The sequence below is a fragment of the Rhizobium sullae genome, from assembly GCF_900169785.1.
Classification (GTDB): domain Bacteria; phylum Pseudomonadota; class Alphaproteobacteria; order Rhizobiales; family Rhizobiaceae; genus Rhizobium; species Rhizobium sullae.
In genome coordinates this window covers 75,626-88,945 of record NZ_FWER01000022.1, presented here as the reverse complement: position 1 = coordinate 88,945, position 13,320 = coordinate 75,626, and the positions used below count along the sequence as shown (strand labels likewise).

Annotated in this window: 10 protein-coding genes; 2 read left to right on the top strand and 8 right to left on the bottom strand. The window is 58.3% G+C overall.

The window, feature by feature from the left end; genetic code table 11:
• Window positions 1-134: 134 nt before the first annotated feature.
• A complete protein-coding gene (locus BN1800_RS20410) occupies window positions 135-1,106 on the bottom strand; it encodes a mitochondrial fission ELM1 family protein (protein WP_087000563.1) in 972 nt (323 codons plus the stop codon).
• Window positions 1,107-1,217: 111 nt separating this feature from the next.
• On the opposite strand from BN1800_RS20410, the gene BN1800_RS20405 reads away from it, so the two are divergent.
• Window positions 1,218-3,254 (top strand): acyltransferase family protein, encoded by a 2,037-nt coding sequence (locus BN1800_RS20405; protein ID WP_179213832.1) that lies wholly within the window; start codon window positions 1,218-1,220, stop codon window positions 3,252-3,254.
• The gene (locus tag BN1800_RS20400) at window positions 3,251-4,312 is read left to right on the top strand and encodes a polysaccharide pyruvyl transferase family protein (protein ID WP_087000549.1); all 1,062 of its coding nucleotides are present in this window, start codon (window positions 3,251-3,253) and stop codon (window positions 4,310-4,312) included. The genes BN1800_RS20405 and BN1800_RS20400 overlap by 4 nt, the downstream gene beginning before the upstream one ends.
• 365 nt (window positions 4,313-4,677) lie before the next feature.
• Here BN1800_RS20400 and BN1800_RS20395 read toward each other — a convergent pair whose 3' ends face one another.
• The 7 genes from BN1800_RS20395 to BN1800_RS20365 all read right to left on the bottom strand — a co-directional run bounded on the left by BN1800_RS20395 (window position 4,678) and on the right by BN1800_RS20365 (window position 13,089).
• Complete coding sequence (locus tag BN1800_RS20395; protein WP_087000547.1) at window positions 4,678-5,742, bottom strand: glycosyltransferase family 2 protein; 1,065 nt, start codon at window positions 5,740-5,742, stop codon at window positions 4,678-4,680.
• A 259-nt stretch (window positions 5,743-6,001) separates the two neighbouring features.
• Window positions 6,002-6,403, bottom strand: a complete 402-nt coding sequence (locus BN1800_RS20390) for a response regulator (RefSeq protein ID WP_087000545.1) — start codon at window positions 6,401-6,403, stop codon at window positions 6,002-6,004.
• Window positions 6,404-6,419: 16 nt separating this feature from the next.
• Window positions 6,420-8,120: a sensor histidine kinase gene (locus tag BN1800_RS20385; RefSeq protein WP_244564569.1), complete on the bottom strand. Its 1,701-nt coding sequence runs from the start codon at window positions 8,118-8,120 to the stop codon at window positions 6,420-6,422.
• Window positions 8,121-8,225: 105 nt separating this feature from the next.
• Window positions 8,226-10,424: a xanthine dehydrogenase family protein molybdopterin-binding subunit gene (locus BN1800_RS20380; protein WP_244564568.1), complete on the bottom strand. Its 2,199-nt coding sequence runs from the start codon at window positions 10,422-10,424 to the stop codon at window positions 8,226-8,228.
• Window positions 10,425-10,481: 57 nt separating this feature from the next.
• The gene (locus tag BN1800_RS20375; protein ID WP_087000539.1) at window positions 10,482-11,468 is read right to left on the bottom strand and encodes an FAD binding domain-containing protein; all 987 of its coding nucleotides are present in this window, start codon (window positions 11,466-11,468) and stop codon (window positions 10,482-10,484) included.
• Between the two features lies 1 nt (window position 11,469).
• The gene (locus BN1800_RS20370) at window positions 11,470-12,129 is read right to left on the bottom strand and encodes a 2Fe-2S iron-sulfur cluster-binding protein (RefSeq protein ID WP_087000537.1); all 660 of its coding nucleotides are present in this window, start codon (window positions 12,127-12,129) and stop codon (window positions 11,470-11,472) included.
• Window positions 12,130-12,210: 81 nt separating this feature from the next.
• Entirely contained in the window at window positions 12,211-13,089 is an 879-nt protein-coding gene (locus tag BN1800_RS20365; protein WP_087000535.1) for a helix-turn-helix domain-containing protein, read from the bottom strand.
• Between the last annotated feature and the right edge of the window lie 231 nt (window positions 13,090-13,320).

The following is a 13,320-nucleotide window of genomic DNA, read 5'->3' as shown; positions in this document are numbered from 1 at the left end:
CAACCATCACTAACCCTCCTGCCGTTCCAACAGAAGCAATATATAATGAGGCTTACTTCAGTTCCAGGTGACTAGTTCGCGGCTTAATGGCCGACACCAAGCCGGCCATTGGCACGATCAGCCATCGGGGTCTTTCAAGAATGCTTAGCAACCCTTGACCGTATGACTTCCGCGATGCGCAACGCTTCGTTTATCGGCTGGTAAGAGTATGATTCGAGACCGCCATCGAACCTGCGGGTGAGCTTGCGTGTTTCTTGTAGATCCCGGTGGAAGCGGTCGAATTTTATCAGGCGTTCGCCTGGCACCTCTGTCAACTCCAGGGAATAGACAGGCCGGCCTGTGAGCAAGGCTTCACAAGGCATTGTGATGGAATCTTTGGCGATTAGAAACGCGTCTGCAGCAGCGACATAATCAAGATACGGGTTAGGCTCCCGCCTATCCCAGACGGTAACCAACGGAGACGACAGAGCCATGAGCGCATCAAAGGTCCGTCTATCGGATCGCCTGGACGTCGAGACTAGAACGCGCCAATCCTTGCTCGTCAGACTGTCGATTGCGTTTTTGATGTTATCGACCGACTTCTGGTCATAGATATAGGCGCCGTTGTCGCCGCCGACGAAGACAGAAGCCAACTGACGGTCGTCGGGACTAAAAAGACTTCTTGCCGCACGGCGGCGTTTTGATACCTCGTTCAATCTGAGCCTGTGAGGCACGCCGATCATCCTCTCGTAGTTCGGCCGTGCCTCTAGCTCCCTCGTCCAGTCGTGATTGGAAACAAAGACAAGATCATAGCCCTCGATCTCTGGCCGTTGCAGATGAACTGTGAAGGGCTCGCCGCTAAATGTCCTTTTCATCTTCAGAACCACCTTCTCTGGCCGGTAGCCACAGGAAATGATGATGTCTGGACGGCTTTCTTTGCGGGAAAACAGCGCGGGAGCAAAGGCCTTCCTTATCCCATGGACCGGCACAAATGGCTTCACAACCGGCTCCTTCCGGCTGAGGTTTCGCGCGACCCCGACGCACTGCGACATCGTGCCGATTTTTTCCTCGCTCACGCACCACGTCAGAAGATCGATATCCGCGTGATCGGAACCTCCATTGCCCATCAAATCGATCCCGGATTCCTGCGCATTGGCCGGTCTTGGCAGACGCTCGCATTGTCTTTTGATTTTCACGTGTTATCAAAGTCCTGTCCCGAAGTCCAAGGGAGGATCTTATTGATCGCTGGTGTTCCCTACAGGAGCGATTTGGACGGCCTTCGAGCCCTTAGCGTCCTGCTGGTCGTTTTCTACCACGCTGGTATTCAAGCCGTCGCTGGCGGCTATGTCGGCGTGGACGCTTTTTTCGTGCTGTCGGGCTATTTCATGGCAATTATGATCCTGCGCGACCTCGCCAACGAGAGATTTTCAATCATCGACTTCTATGTCCGAAGGATCCGCCGGATCCTGCCGGCGCTGTTTGTGATGATGGCCGTAGTCTCCGCCCTCGCAATCTGGCTTTTTATGCCAGACGATCTCGTTTATTTCGCCCGCAGCGCGCGGGCGACCGCACTTTTCTACTCCAATATCCAGTTCGGGCGTGAAAGTGGCTACTTTGATCTGGCCGCCAATACGAAACCTTTGCTTCACACCTGGTCGCTCTCCGTCGAGGAGCAGTTTTACCTCGTTTTTCCCATTGGCCTGATGATCACCTATCGGATGAAGAAAAACGCGATCGTTCCAATTTTGGCGATTATCGCTGTGGCATCTTTGGCGGCAAGCCAACTGATGGTGCAACAAGATCAGACAAAAGCATTCTACCTTTTGCCGTTCCGTTTGTGGGAACTGTTGCTCGGCGCGCTGATTGGTGCTCATAGGCCATTGGTACGACCCGCCCTTGCCGAAATAATCCCTTGTCTCGGCATCGCTGGCCTTCTGGCTTGCGCGTTTCTCTATTCCGACGCCACCGCGTTTCCGGGACTTGCTGCGCTATTGCCGTGTCTCTCGGTGGCCGCCATCATCGCTTTCGGTGATCAATCAAAGATCACAAAAGTGCTGCTTGGCAATGCGCCCATGAAATTTGTGGGGAAGATTTCCTATTCAATCTACCTCTGGCACTGGCCGATCGTTGTTTTTCTCCCTTACTTTACGAGTGCGGCCTCGCCCGGAGCAGCCGTCGCACTGATTTTTACTTTATCGCTTTTTCTCGGCTGGATCTCGTGGCGCTTTGTTGAGGAGCCGTTCCGGTTTGGCGCGCTTGCAATCCAAAGACCACAACCTGCGTTTGTCGCTTTGGCGATCGGTGTCGCATCATTGGTCTCGGTCAACGTCTTAGTCATAAGGCTGAATGGACTACCTCAACGCCTCAAGGACGAAGCCGCCCGTCTCTACGCTGCAAAGGACGACGGCAGCCAGTTTATGGAGCCAGACTGTTTTGCGGATCCGGATGGAAACGGCCTCTCGATTGCAGATGTGCAAGACGGCAAAGTTTGCCCAATGGGAGCGGCGGTGACGAAGGCGAAGTTCATTCTATGGGGAGATTCTCACGCTGCCGCGATAGCCCCGGGCCTGGACCTTGCCGCGGGACGGGCAGGTACCGGTGGCGTCTTCGTAGCGAGCGCCGGATGTCCGCCTTTCGCCTCGGTCGATCTGATAAGAGCTGATCGTGTAGGCCGCTGCGATAGCTTCAATGACGCCGTGCAATCGCTTATCAGTCAGAACCAGATAGGCGATGTCCTGCTTGCCGCATATTGGCGCAAATACATTTATAAAACCGATCTGACAAACCAGCGTGATTTCTTCGATGCGGCGGCTTCGGCGTCCGGCGATCATGCAGCTGATGTCACGAAGCGGTTAGTCGAAAGCATCAGAAGGATGCAGGCAAATGGCGCGCGTGTCTGGCTTGTTATGGATGTGCCCGAGATGAGATATGCTGTGCCGCAAATCCTTGCGCGCTTATCGATGCAGGGAAACTCCGCCAAGCTTGAGGTGCCGAGAAACGACGTGGATGCGCGCCAGGCAGCAGCGCGTCGCGTTGTGGGCGATGTGGCACTGGATATGAAAGTCGGCGTTGTCGATCCGTTGCCAGTCCTTTGTACTGAATTGTCGTGCAGCGCGACTTCAGGTGGCATCGTTCGTTATAAAGACGGAGATCATCTGTCGGCAACTGGCGCTAGATCGATTTCCTTTGTCTTTGACCCGGTCCTTTCCGGCATCCGCGTCCGGGGTCAAGTTTCGAACTCGCTGCCAACGAGTTCACGCTGGGATATCCGATGAAAACGGCAGTCCTTATAAACGACACCTCAACAAAATCGCACATCGGGTGCCGGATTGTGATCGCCCAGATTCTGCGATTGGCTGCGAAGGCTGGGATAAAGGTGGTGGCAACTTGTTCCGTTCACGTGGATTGGCGCGGTCAAGGCGCGATCCTTGATGCGATGAAAGGAGCCGACCTTGTCATCGTCAATGGTGAAGGTACCCTACATCATGCCACGCCTCAGGCCCTCGCCTTGGCCGAGGTTGCCTCATATTGCCGCTCGTTGGGCATCCCGTCCGTTCTTATCAATTCGGTCTATGAGGAGAATAATGAGCAAATCGCGGAGCATTGCAGCCACTTCGCGATGCGATTTTTTAGAGAACCAAATAGTGCGATGAACGCACAAGCCGCCGGGTTAGAGTGTGCGGTCGTTCCTGACCTGACGCTGTCGTCGGACTTCTTGGAACCCTACAAGGGGGCGCCCCGGATTGGAAATATCATCGTTACCGATAACGCCAATCGCGAGTTCGGCCGCCCGACACTTGCCCACGCGATCGGGCAGAGGGGCATACAGTTCATGCGAATGGACGTATCGGACACAAAGAATCGCTTTGTCCCGTCGGATTTAGAGCCTTTGGTCGCGGTTCTGCCGGAAGGAGAGCGACGGACCCCACAGCGCGTCTCAGTAATGACGCTTGTAGCGAGATCGGCTTTTCGGCCCCATATGTTCGCTCGAATGCGCATGAAAAAGCAGTTAGACCATCCACTGAGCGCGGAAGATCTGTTGCAGGCGATTAGTGGAGCTCGCGCTTTGGTAGCGGGTCGCTTCCATGCAGCATGTCTATCTTTGGTCGCCGGGACGCCCTTTGTGGCCATGCCATCCAACACCGCCAAAACGCAGGGAATGCTGCGAGCAGCCGGGCTTGAAAAATTCTACGTGCAGACGCCAAAAGAGGCGTTCGAGCGGATCTCAACTTGGGAGCAGGCCGACTTCGATTGCGGCCGATCTTATGTACTAAAGGCAAGAGTGGCTGCAGAGAACATGTTCGCCCAGCTTGCCTCACTTGCCAGCCGATGAGAGAACCGGCAGGTCAGTCTCCTGCGGATGCTCCAGATCAATCGCGGTGACGAACGCGGCGACGAGAAGCTCAGTGGTGACGGCTGAAATGGCCCGGAGAAGCTTCCGTTCCTTGGCCGCGCTTCACAGGGGCGGGTGCCTTGTATCAGTGCGGAGGCGAGAAATGTAATCACGGGCATGGAGGCGAGATTCAATACTTTGCACAATTGAATTGGAAATCGGAAAGCGTGAGAAGGCAGCATCGACCTGCGCTGTCAATCCAATGCACCGTCGTCGCTCGGACCATGACGCCCTAAACGCGGGATGTCTGCAACGCTGCGCCACAGCCACAAGAGCGCGAGGTGTTGCCCGTTCTCTCCTAACACCTATCCCATGGCATGGCGGATGGTCTTCGACAGGCGCAGCAGGAAGGCAGGTCTGGAGGAGGCGACGAGCTTCCACGACAAGAGCGCTTTTGCCATGCGCCGGGGAAGGAAGCCGACGGAGAGGAACCAGGCCGCCAGCACGGCACGGCGTCTTAAGGATACATTCATTTCCAGGCTGGCGACTGCGCCCGCAGCGCCGAGAGTGTGCCTGGAGTCATTGGGTACCGGGTGCCGGTCACGGTCTATGCAAAGCGATGCCAGGCGCTCTTCCAGATGGACCGTGTCATGAAGGCTGACGTCGGGCGGCACAGTCAGGCCGACTTCAGCGGCCTGACTGGACAAGGCTTCCAGCCGGCGAAAGTCGTGCTCTACCCGCCAGCGCGCCCGCTGGCCGAGTTTTTCTGCAAAGACGGAATGATTGGCGCCATGCATGCGGTAAGCACCGAGGCAGGAATCGATCGACGTCACCGTTCCATGGAGAGGCGCCACGGTGACGAGATATCCGTCCGCCCCTTGGCGAAAGTCCGTCTCGGGGATAGGCATGACCGCCTCCAAAGCCGAACGCCGGAAGGCCAGGCCGCTTGTAACCGTGGTCTGATACCGGCCTTTCTGCAATAGCTGTGGGGTGACATCGCCTGAATCGAACGGGAATTCCTCAGCCGGAAACACATCCTTGACGCGTTGGCGCTCGTCGACGATGTGCAACCTGAATTGCGCCTGGGCGGTATCGCCGTCCCAAGCTTCGACGATTTCCGATACCGCGTTCGGATAAAGATAGTCGTCGGCGTCGAGAAACAGGACGATCTGGCCGCGACTGACCGAAAATCCCGTGTTGAACGCTGCCGCGTGACCGCCGTTGCGCTCTTTTAGAAGACCTTTGATCCGGGACCCATATGCGGCAATGACACCGGCACTGTCGTCAGCTGATGCGTCATCGACAACTATGACCTCTACGCTATCGTGGCTTTGTTCCAGTGCGCTATCGATGCAGCGCTTTAAGAAGCGCGCATAGTTATAGTTCGCGATGATAATGGAAACCGGAACATGATCTTGCATGGAATGCATCGCATTGAACCTCGCACGTCTGCTTTGGTCACGGCGAACCTTCTCAGTCAGGTCCTTATGGCATGCCCGTTCGGGCAAGAGCAGCTTTTCAAAAGGTAGAAAAGCCGCCGTTACAGAGACGCTGACGCCAAGCGGCCGGCGACGATCATGTCTGATCTCTCTGCGCAGCCACCAGCCTCCGCAGCTTTATGGCTTTTGAAAGACCATAGCCTGACGAGGCAGCCAGCATTCGCAGTGTAGAGGAAAGCGGTGGACGCAATCAGAACGTCCGGCCGGCCGCCTTATCGTTTTCAATTCGGGTGACGCAGCCTGAAACTTTTGCAAGCAATATGTCGAAGTCGATGGGCTTCGTCAGGTAATCCGCCGCTCCCGCGCGAAGACCGGTCAACATGTTCTCCCGGTCGGTGAGTGCCGTCAGCAGGATGAACGGGATGTTGGAAAACTGCGGATGATTGACCTGGATCTCGGCGAGCAGCTGATGGCCGTCCATGATTGGCATAGAAATATCGGTGATCACGATATCGGGCCATTTCGACAGGATGGTCTCCAGCGCTTCCTGACCATTGGCTGCTTCAAGGGTGGCAAATCCAGCTTCGTTCAGTTCTTCGACAATTAGCTTGCGGATGTCAGCTTCATCCTCGACGCACAATATAGTGATCATCTTTCTTCTCCTTATTCTATGCTGCCTGCGGCGTCGTCAAAGACGCGGCACCTTCCCGCGGGAGGGCTACAGTGAAAGTCGTTCCATGGCCGAGGGCGCTGCTGACGGTAACAGTGCCACCATGCAACTCGACGATTTGTTTGACGATGTTCAGCCCGATACCGGTGCCTGCAATCCCTGTGGCGCTTCGAGCCCGATAATAGGGTTGGAATAATTTTGGCAAGTCGTCGGTATCGATTCCAATCCCCTGATCTGAAACCGATACGTAAGAAAATCGTTCGTCGGCCCAGCCGCGAATGTGAATGTCAGGCGCGTGGGGTGCGTACTTTGCCGCATTGGAGAGCAGATTGGTGAATACCTGTTCGAGCGCTGCACGATCGGCTTTCATGGTCGCAGGCAATTCGCCAAGGTTTGTACGGAACACATGATCCTTGCTGATTTCCTTTTGTCTTGCACAGCACGAGGCGATCACGTCGATGAGATTGCAGTCCGCAAGCGAAAGCGAGATGCGCCCAGTCTCAAGGCGGCCGGCCGCAAGGATGCTTTCCATCAAATCGACCATGCGCAATACGGCGCTTCTGATCTGGCCCGACTTCTCCGAGATGTATTGGGGGCTCAGCTCCCCCTTCGTCCGCGTCAGGCGCTGGGCAGCTGCATCAATGATGGCAAGCGGCGTGCGGAACTCGTGCGACGCCATCGTCACGAACTGCCTTTGCAGCGCGTTGACCTGCCGTTCCTGGGCGAGCAATCGATCAAGCTCCTGCCGCTGCCTCTCGATCTCGCCGGTGCGCAGTCTTACGGTTTCTTCGAGGTGGTCGCGGTGCACAAGGAGTTGCGCCTTGCTTTCGATGAGATTCAACGATGTCCTGCGCAATCCCTGGCCAAGGAACAGGACGACTCCCATTGCGATAAACATGCCGATTATGCTTGCCGGCGCAATTTGCTCCAGAAGCATCAGGCCGGGCTTGATCGGCTCCCAGGTAAGATGACCCAGCGTTGCTCCACTCGCAGAGATGACGGGAATTCTGGCCTCGCCCGCCTCTTTGCCGGCAGGCGCATAGTGCAAGCCGTCGAGACGCGCATAGTGGGCGATGTGCTCGATTGGAGAGGCGTCGAGAAATTTCACGGCGATGGCGATGAACTCCGACCCGGCTTCGACCGTCATTCGCTCTGAACTTGGAATGATCGGCCGGGCGCTGATGACGGCAGGCCTGCCCACTATATCGACGACCTTGGTGCTGGCGACATCGGCAATCGGCGCAGGATCGCTCGCCTGCAGCCGTTCCTTGAGTGCGTACCGCATCTCGGCGGCGAGGCGTGCTACCGGATCATGGTCGTCGCCGAGTGATGGCGAAAGAACATCGATACCGTCGCGCATCGCGAACATGAGATGATCGGTGTCATCGAAAACATAGGTGCGGTCATGGCCGAAGTAGTCATGCGTCCATTTGCCGATGTTTTCCAGCAGCCAGTCGTGGTTGCGCATCTTGCCGTAGAGGACCGCGTCGTCCCATTTGGTAACGCTTTCCTGCTCACGCGGGACCGCGTTGATCTGCTGTTGAAGACCCTGCGTGACGAAGTCCGCCTGTCTTATGAGAGAGAGGTCGTCGACCTTCGTCGAGGCAAGCCACGCAAAGCCCGCGATCAAAACCGCGGTGATGGCCGTTACGAGCGTCAAGACGATCGTAATGTGTGACGTAATTTGAGTTCTCTTCATGGCCCGCCCTCTCATGGGGACCATGCACTCAAAAAGTTTATCTGTTACTAAAACAACCTTCCCAGGATTGATTTTACGATTTCTGCTGAAACGTCTGGCTCAACGTTAAGCATCCGGCAATCCCGGCAGTACGTTCTCGACGGTGATCGGAAACGAGCGGATACGCGATCCGGTCGCGTTGTAAACAGCGTTTGCCAAAGCCGCGCCGGCTCCGCAAATGCCGAGCTCTCCGATGCCCTTGGATCCGAAGACGTTGGATTTGTCGTCATATTCGTCGAGGAAGACGGCGTCGATGTCTTGAATGTCTGCATGGACCGGCACGTGGTAGTTGGCGAGGTCGCTGTAGAGGAAGTTGCCGTAACGCGGATCGAGCCCGCCTTCTTCCATCAAGGCCGAACCGACACCCCAGATCATGCCGCCGATGATCTGTGAGCGTGCGGTTTTCGGGTTGAGGATCCGCCCTGCGGCAAAAACGCCGAGCATCCTGCGCAACCGGATTTCGCCAGTATCCGCATCGACGGAAACCTCGGCGAAATGCGCGCCGTAGGTATGCTGGGAAAAGTCTTTAAGCGCCTGCCCACGTTCGACCTTGCCTTCCGCCGACAGACCCTTCGGTGCGACCACGGTGAGGATTTCGGTCAGAGCAGCACTCCGGTCGCCGATCGTGACGCGGCTCCCCGAAAAGAGGGCGTTTTCGGCAGTCGCACCGAAGAGAGGCGAATTGGACATCGCGCGCGCGGCAGTGGTGATCTGTTCCTTGAGAAGACGGCATGCATCATGAAGCGCCGCCCCCGTGCTGCCCGATCCCCACGAGCCGCCGGAACCGGAGGTTTTCGGAAATCGGGTATCACCGAGCGCGACCCCGACGCGATCGATGGGAAGGCCCATGCTGTCGGCGGCGATCTGGGCGAGGATCGTGTAGGTGCCGGTACCGATATCCGTCATGTCGAGTTCGACGGTCAGGCGCCCGTCGGCATGGATCCTGACGCGGCAGGCGCCCGGCCCGATCAGGTTCGGGCGGATGGCGGCGGACATGCCGATACCGATCAGCTTGCGGCCCTCCATCACGCTTGCCGGTTTGGCGACGCGCCTGTTCCAGCCGAAACGTTGAGCACCTTCCCGCATGCACTGCACCAGACCCCGGGTCGAAAAGGGGACGTCGCGTTCGGGGTCGCGCTCCGGTTCGTTGCGGATCCTGAATTCGATAGGGTCGATACCGAGTTGCTCTGCCAATTCGTCCATGGCGCATTCGCCCGCCAACAGTCCGGGTGCTTCACCCGGTGCGCGCATCCATTCCCCGCGATTGATATCAAGCGGTGCTAGACGGTGGCGTGTCGCCCGATTGGGAGCCGCATACATGCTCCGGTAGGCGGTGGCCGCCTGTTCGGCGAATTCTTCGAAACGCGACGTTGTGCAGAGTGAATCATGGCTGAAGGAGATGAGCCGCCCGCCAGTGTCGGCAGCGATGCGGAAGCGCTGTTCGAACATCGGCCGGTGACCGGCATTGGCAAACATCTGCTGGCGCGTCAGCGCCACCTTCACCGGGCGGTTCAGCATCCGAGCGGCGAGCACGGCCGAGATAATTTCGGCATGCGCGATCAGCTTAGAACCGAAACCGCCGCCGATGAACGGCGAGATGACGCGAACGTTTTCGGGCGGAATCTGCAGCGTGTTGGAAACACCATCCTTGATCTGCGCCGGGGTTTGCGCGGAGGTGTAGATCGTCACTTGATCGCCGTCCCAGATTGCATGCGCGGCATGCGGCTCCATCGGCGCATGGTGCTCGAAGGCGTTCGTGTAGGTCTGATCGAATTTGACAGGAGCGGCGGCAAATGCGCCGTCGGGATCGCCGAGCACGCTGTCGGTGGCAAGACCGGCATTGGCCATCGCCGGCGCGTAGATAGCCTCGCGCGCGTCGTCGAGGCTGAAAGTTCCGCCCGCTTCGCGATATTCGATCTCGATCTCCTCTGTTGCCGCCCGGGCGATCTCAAAGCTTTCTGCAACGACGAGCGCTACCGGCTCATCGAAATAGCGGACCTCCGGTTGGAAGACGACCGGCCGGGGACGCTGAACGCCCGGCCGGACGGTCGGCTCTCCGAACGGCGCCTGGGCAGGCGCGTTGCGGTGGGTCATGACGAGATGCACGCCGGGCGTGGCTTCGGCTGCCGCAACGGAAAGCCTGGCGATCCGGCCCTTGCCGATACTGGCACCGAGAAGCACGCCGTAAAGTGGCTCGCCGTGCGGCTGCTCGTAGGCATAGGTCGCGCGGCCGCTCACCTTGAGAGGACCATCGATCCGGTTCATCGGTTGTCCGATGAACGACCTATTTTGCGATTGGCTTGTCTGCGTCATGAATGGTCCTCAAGCTTGACCGGCTGAAGCCGCCAGGGTCTGGCGTAGCGTTCGCCTGGCCAGTTCGATCTTGAAATCATTGTGTCCGTAGCCCTGTGCGCCCTGAAGCAGGACACCTGCTGCGGAATCGTAAGTTTCCTTCGTAAGCGGCTGGCCGCCCATGGTTTTTTCTGCCTCTTCTGTCCGCCAGGGTTTTGGTGCAACGCCGCCCAGTGCGATGCGTCCGGAGGCAATCCGATTGTCCTGGGTGGCCACAATGGCCGCGACAGAAACCAAAGCGAAGGCATAGGACGCACGGTCGCGCACTTTCCGGTAGAGCTGACGGCCCGCAGGCGGCGGCGGAAGCATCACGGCGGTGATCATTTCGCCGTGCTCAAGGTTGTTCTCAACATCAGGGGTCTGGCCGGGGAGGCGATGAAGATCGCCGACAGGCAAGGTCCGCCGCTCCGTTCGGTTGCCGGCGATTTCGATGCTGGCTCCGAGCGCTGTCAGGGCAACGGCCATGTCGGAGGGATGCGTGGCGATGCAGGACTGGCTGGCGCCCAGTATGGCATGGTTGCGGTTCAGGCCTTCAAGCGCAGCGCAGCCTGCCCCGGGGGACCTTTTATTGCAGGACATCCGCGTGTCATAGAAATAGGGGCAGCGGGTGCGCTGGAGAAGATTGCCGCCGGTTGTCGCTTTGTTGCGGATCTGGCCGGAGGCACCCGTAAGCAATGCCTGGGCAAGCAGGGGATAGCGCTCCCGCACGCGCCGGTTGGCGGCAACATCGCTGTTTAACGCCTGCGCACCGATCTTCAGACCGCCGTCCGGCGTCTCCGTAATATCCTTCAGGTCCAGACGGCTGATATCGACGATATGAGCCGGCCGCTCGACGCCGAGTTTCATAAGATCCAGCAGGTTGGTTCCACCGCTGATGAACCTGGCGTGGGGATCGCCAGCCACCGACGCGCATGCGGCGGCGACGTCAGCCGCGCGTTCGTAGGTAAAGCCTCGCATCTCAAGCCTCCACGGCCACGTCGCGAATGGCGGCGACGATGTTGGGGTAGGCGGCGCAGCGACAGATATTGCCGCTCATGCGTTCGCGGATCTCGGCTTCAATGAGAGCAATATCGCGCTGTGCGACATCGGCGCTGACGTGGCTCGGCCAGCCCTGCTTTGCCTCCTCGATCATGCCGAGCGCCGAGCAGATCTGGCCGGGCGTGCAGTAGCCGCATTGGTAGCCGTCGCGCGCCACGAAAGCCGTCTGCAGAGGATGCAGCTTGCCCGGTTCGCCGATCCCCTCGATCGTTCGAACTTCGTCGCCTTCATGCATGACGGCAAGCGTCAGGCATGCGTTAATGCGGCGGCCGTTGAGAAGAATCGTACAGGCGCCGCACTGGCCATGGTCGCAGCCTTTCTTGGTCCCGGTCAGGCCGAGCTCTTCCCGCAGCATGTCGAGAAGGCTCATGCGCGGATCGACAGTCAGTTCAACGGGATTGGCGTTGACTGACAGCCTGAGCGGTATGGGCTCAAACGCCTGCGATGCCTCCTGCGCATGAAGCTGGTTCACTCCAGGTGGAAAGGCAGTGGCAACGGCAGCCGCACCGCTCGCCAGAAGCAGATCCCGGCGGGTCGTCTCCAAAACAGCAGGGTGATCTGTTGGGCACTTCGGCGTCATCCAAAACTCCTTCGATCAAGTGCGACGAAAGCGAAGTTGGGATGCGGATCGTCCTCTTTCTTGCAGGTTTCCGGGCGATTATCACGAATCCGACAGAAATTGACGGCGATAGCGGGATGGGGTGATTCCCCGCATCCGGCGGAAGGTATTGGTCATATGGCTCTGGCTCGAGAAGCCAAGCTCCGCCGAAAGGGAGCCGAGATCGACGTCCTTTTCGCGCAGCCGGTCTGTCAGGCATCTCACGCGCATTTCCAGGATCCAGGCATAGGGTGTGTAACCGGTTGTCGCCTTGAACCGCCGGGCGAAGGTATCAACCGGGATGCTGGTCACCAGGGACAGGTCGGACAGGGAGATGTTCCGGCCGACATGGGAGCGGATATAATCATCGACGGCGGAAAGCACCCGCCGTGAAAGCCTCCCGGCATCGGGACGGCTTTGTCGGTCGAGATGCGACAGCCGGTGCATCATCATCCGCGCGGCCTGTTCGACATAGGCTAAATCAGGTATTTCGCCGCTCAGCATTTCATCGCGCAACGCCACCATGATCGCAGCGATCACCGGATCGTGACCATTGATGGTCAGCCTGTCGGGCGGTAGAGGCAGATACCATTCTTTCAAGAGATCGGGTTTAAGCCACAGAGCGGAATAGTTGAGATCGGCTGACTTATAGCTGCATCGGCGATCGACGCCTGCTGGAACGAAGGATAGGGCGCCGGGCTTGTCCCGGCCTTCGAACGCAAGCTGTCCTGCGCCGCGCACCTGCGTGACCCTCGTCGATCCGTAATTCGTGAGAATAAACAGATGGTAGTCCGCAGCCCATTCGAGTTCGGTTTCCTCGCTCCGCCAATCGGCGGTCTCGAAGACGAGTCCGCTGTCGTGCCAGCGCAATGCCTCGCGGGTGCTGATACGCTCGCGCCGGCTCCTCACGCTTCCGCTGCCTATCAGGGGGTCGATTGGCAACTCGATACCTCCGGTTTGGAGCAACCGAGGCTAACCGCCCGATAGGACCGAATTTTGACAGTCGCGAGGTCAAGTGCGCGGCAGAAGCCGTCGCTCAGTTTGCAGGCCATTACACTTGCGTCGCGGCCGGATTATTCCCGCATCGGAGTGCCCCGTTCGCATCGCCTTCCATGGTGATCGTCGGCAAGATCGACACAAGAAAACGCAGATGCCTCGGATGCCTATCGGAGC

Excerpts from the sequence above, each read along its gene's own strand:
- BN1800_RS20370 (WP_087000537.1), bottom strand. The coding sequence starts at position 12,129 with ATGACGCCGAAGTGCCCAACAGATCACCCTGCTGTTTTGGAGACGACC.
- BN1800_RS20390 (WP_087000545.1), bottom strand. The coding sequence starts at position 6,403 with ATGATCACTATATTGTGCGTCGAGGATGAAGCTGACATCCGCAAGCTA.
- BN1800_RS20395 (WP_087000547.1), bottom strand. The coding sequence starts at position 5,742 with ATGCATTCCATGCAAGATCATGTTCCGGTTTCCATTATCATCGCGAAC.
- BN1800_RS20375 (WP_087000539.1), bottom strand. The coding sequence starts at position 11,468 with ATGCGAGGCTTTACCTACGAACGCGCGGCTGACGTCGCCGCCGCATGC.
- BN1800_RS20410 (WP_087000563.1), bottom strand. The coding sequence starts at position 1,106 with ATGGGCAATGGAGGTTCCGATCACGCGGATATCGATCTTCTGACGTGG.
- BN1800_RS20380 (WP_244564568.1), bottom strand. The coding sequence starts at position 10,424 with ATGAACCGGATCGATGGTCCTCTCAAGGTGAGCGGCCGCGCGACCTAT.
- BN1800_RS20385 (WP_244564569.1), bottom strand. The coding sequence starts at position 8,120 with ATGAAGAGAACTCAAATTACGTCACACATTACGATCGTCTTGACGCTC.
- BN1800_RS20400 (WP_087000549.1), top strand. The coding sequence starts at position 3,251 with ATGAAAACGGCAGTCCTTATAAACGACACCTCAACAAAATCGCACATC.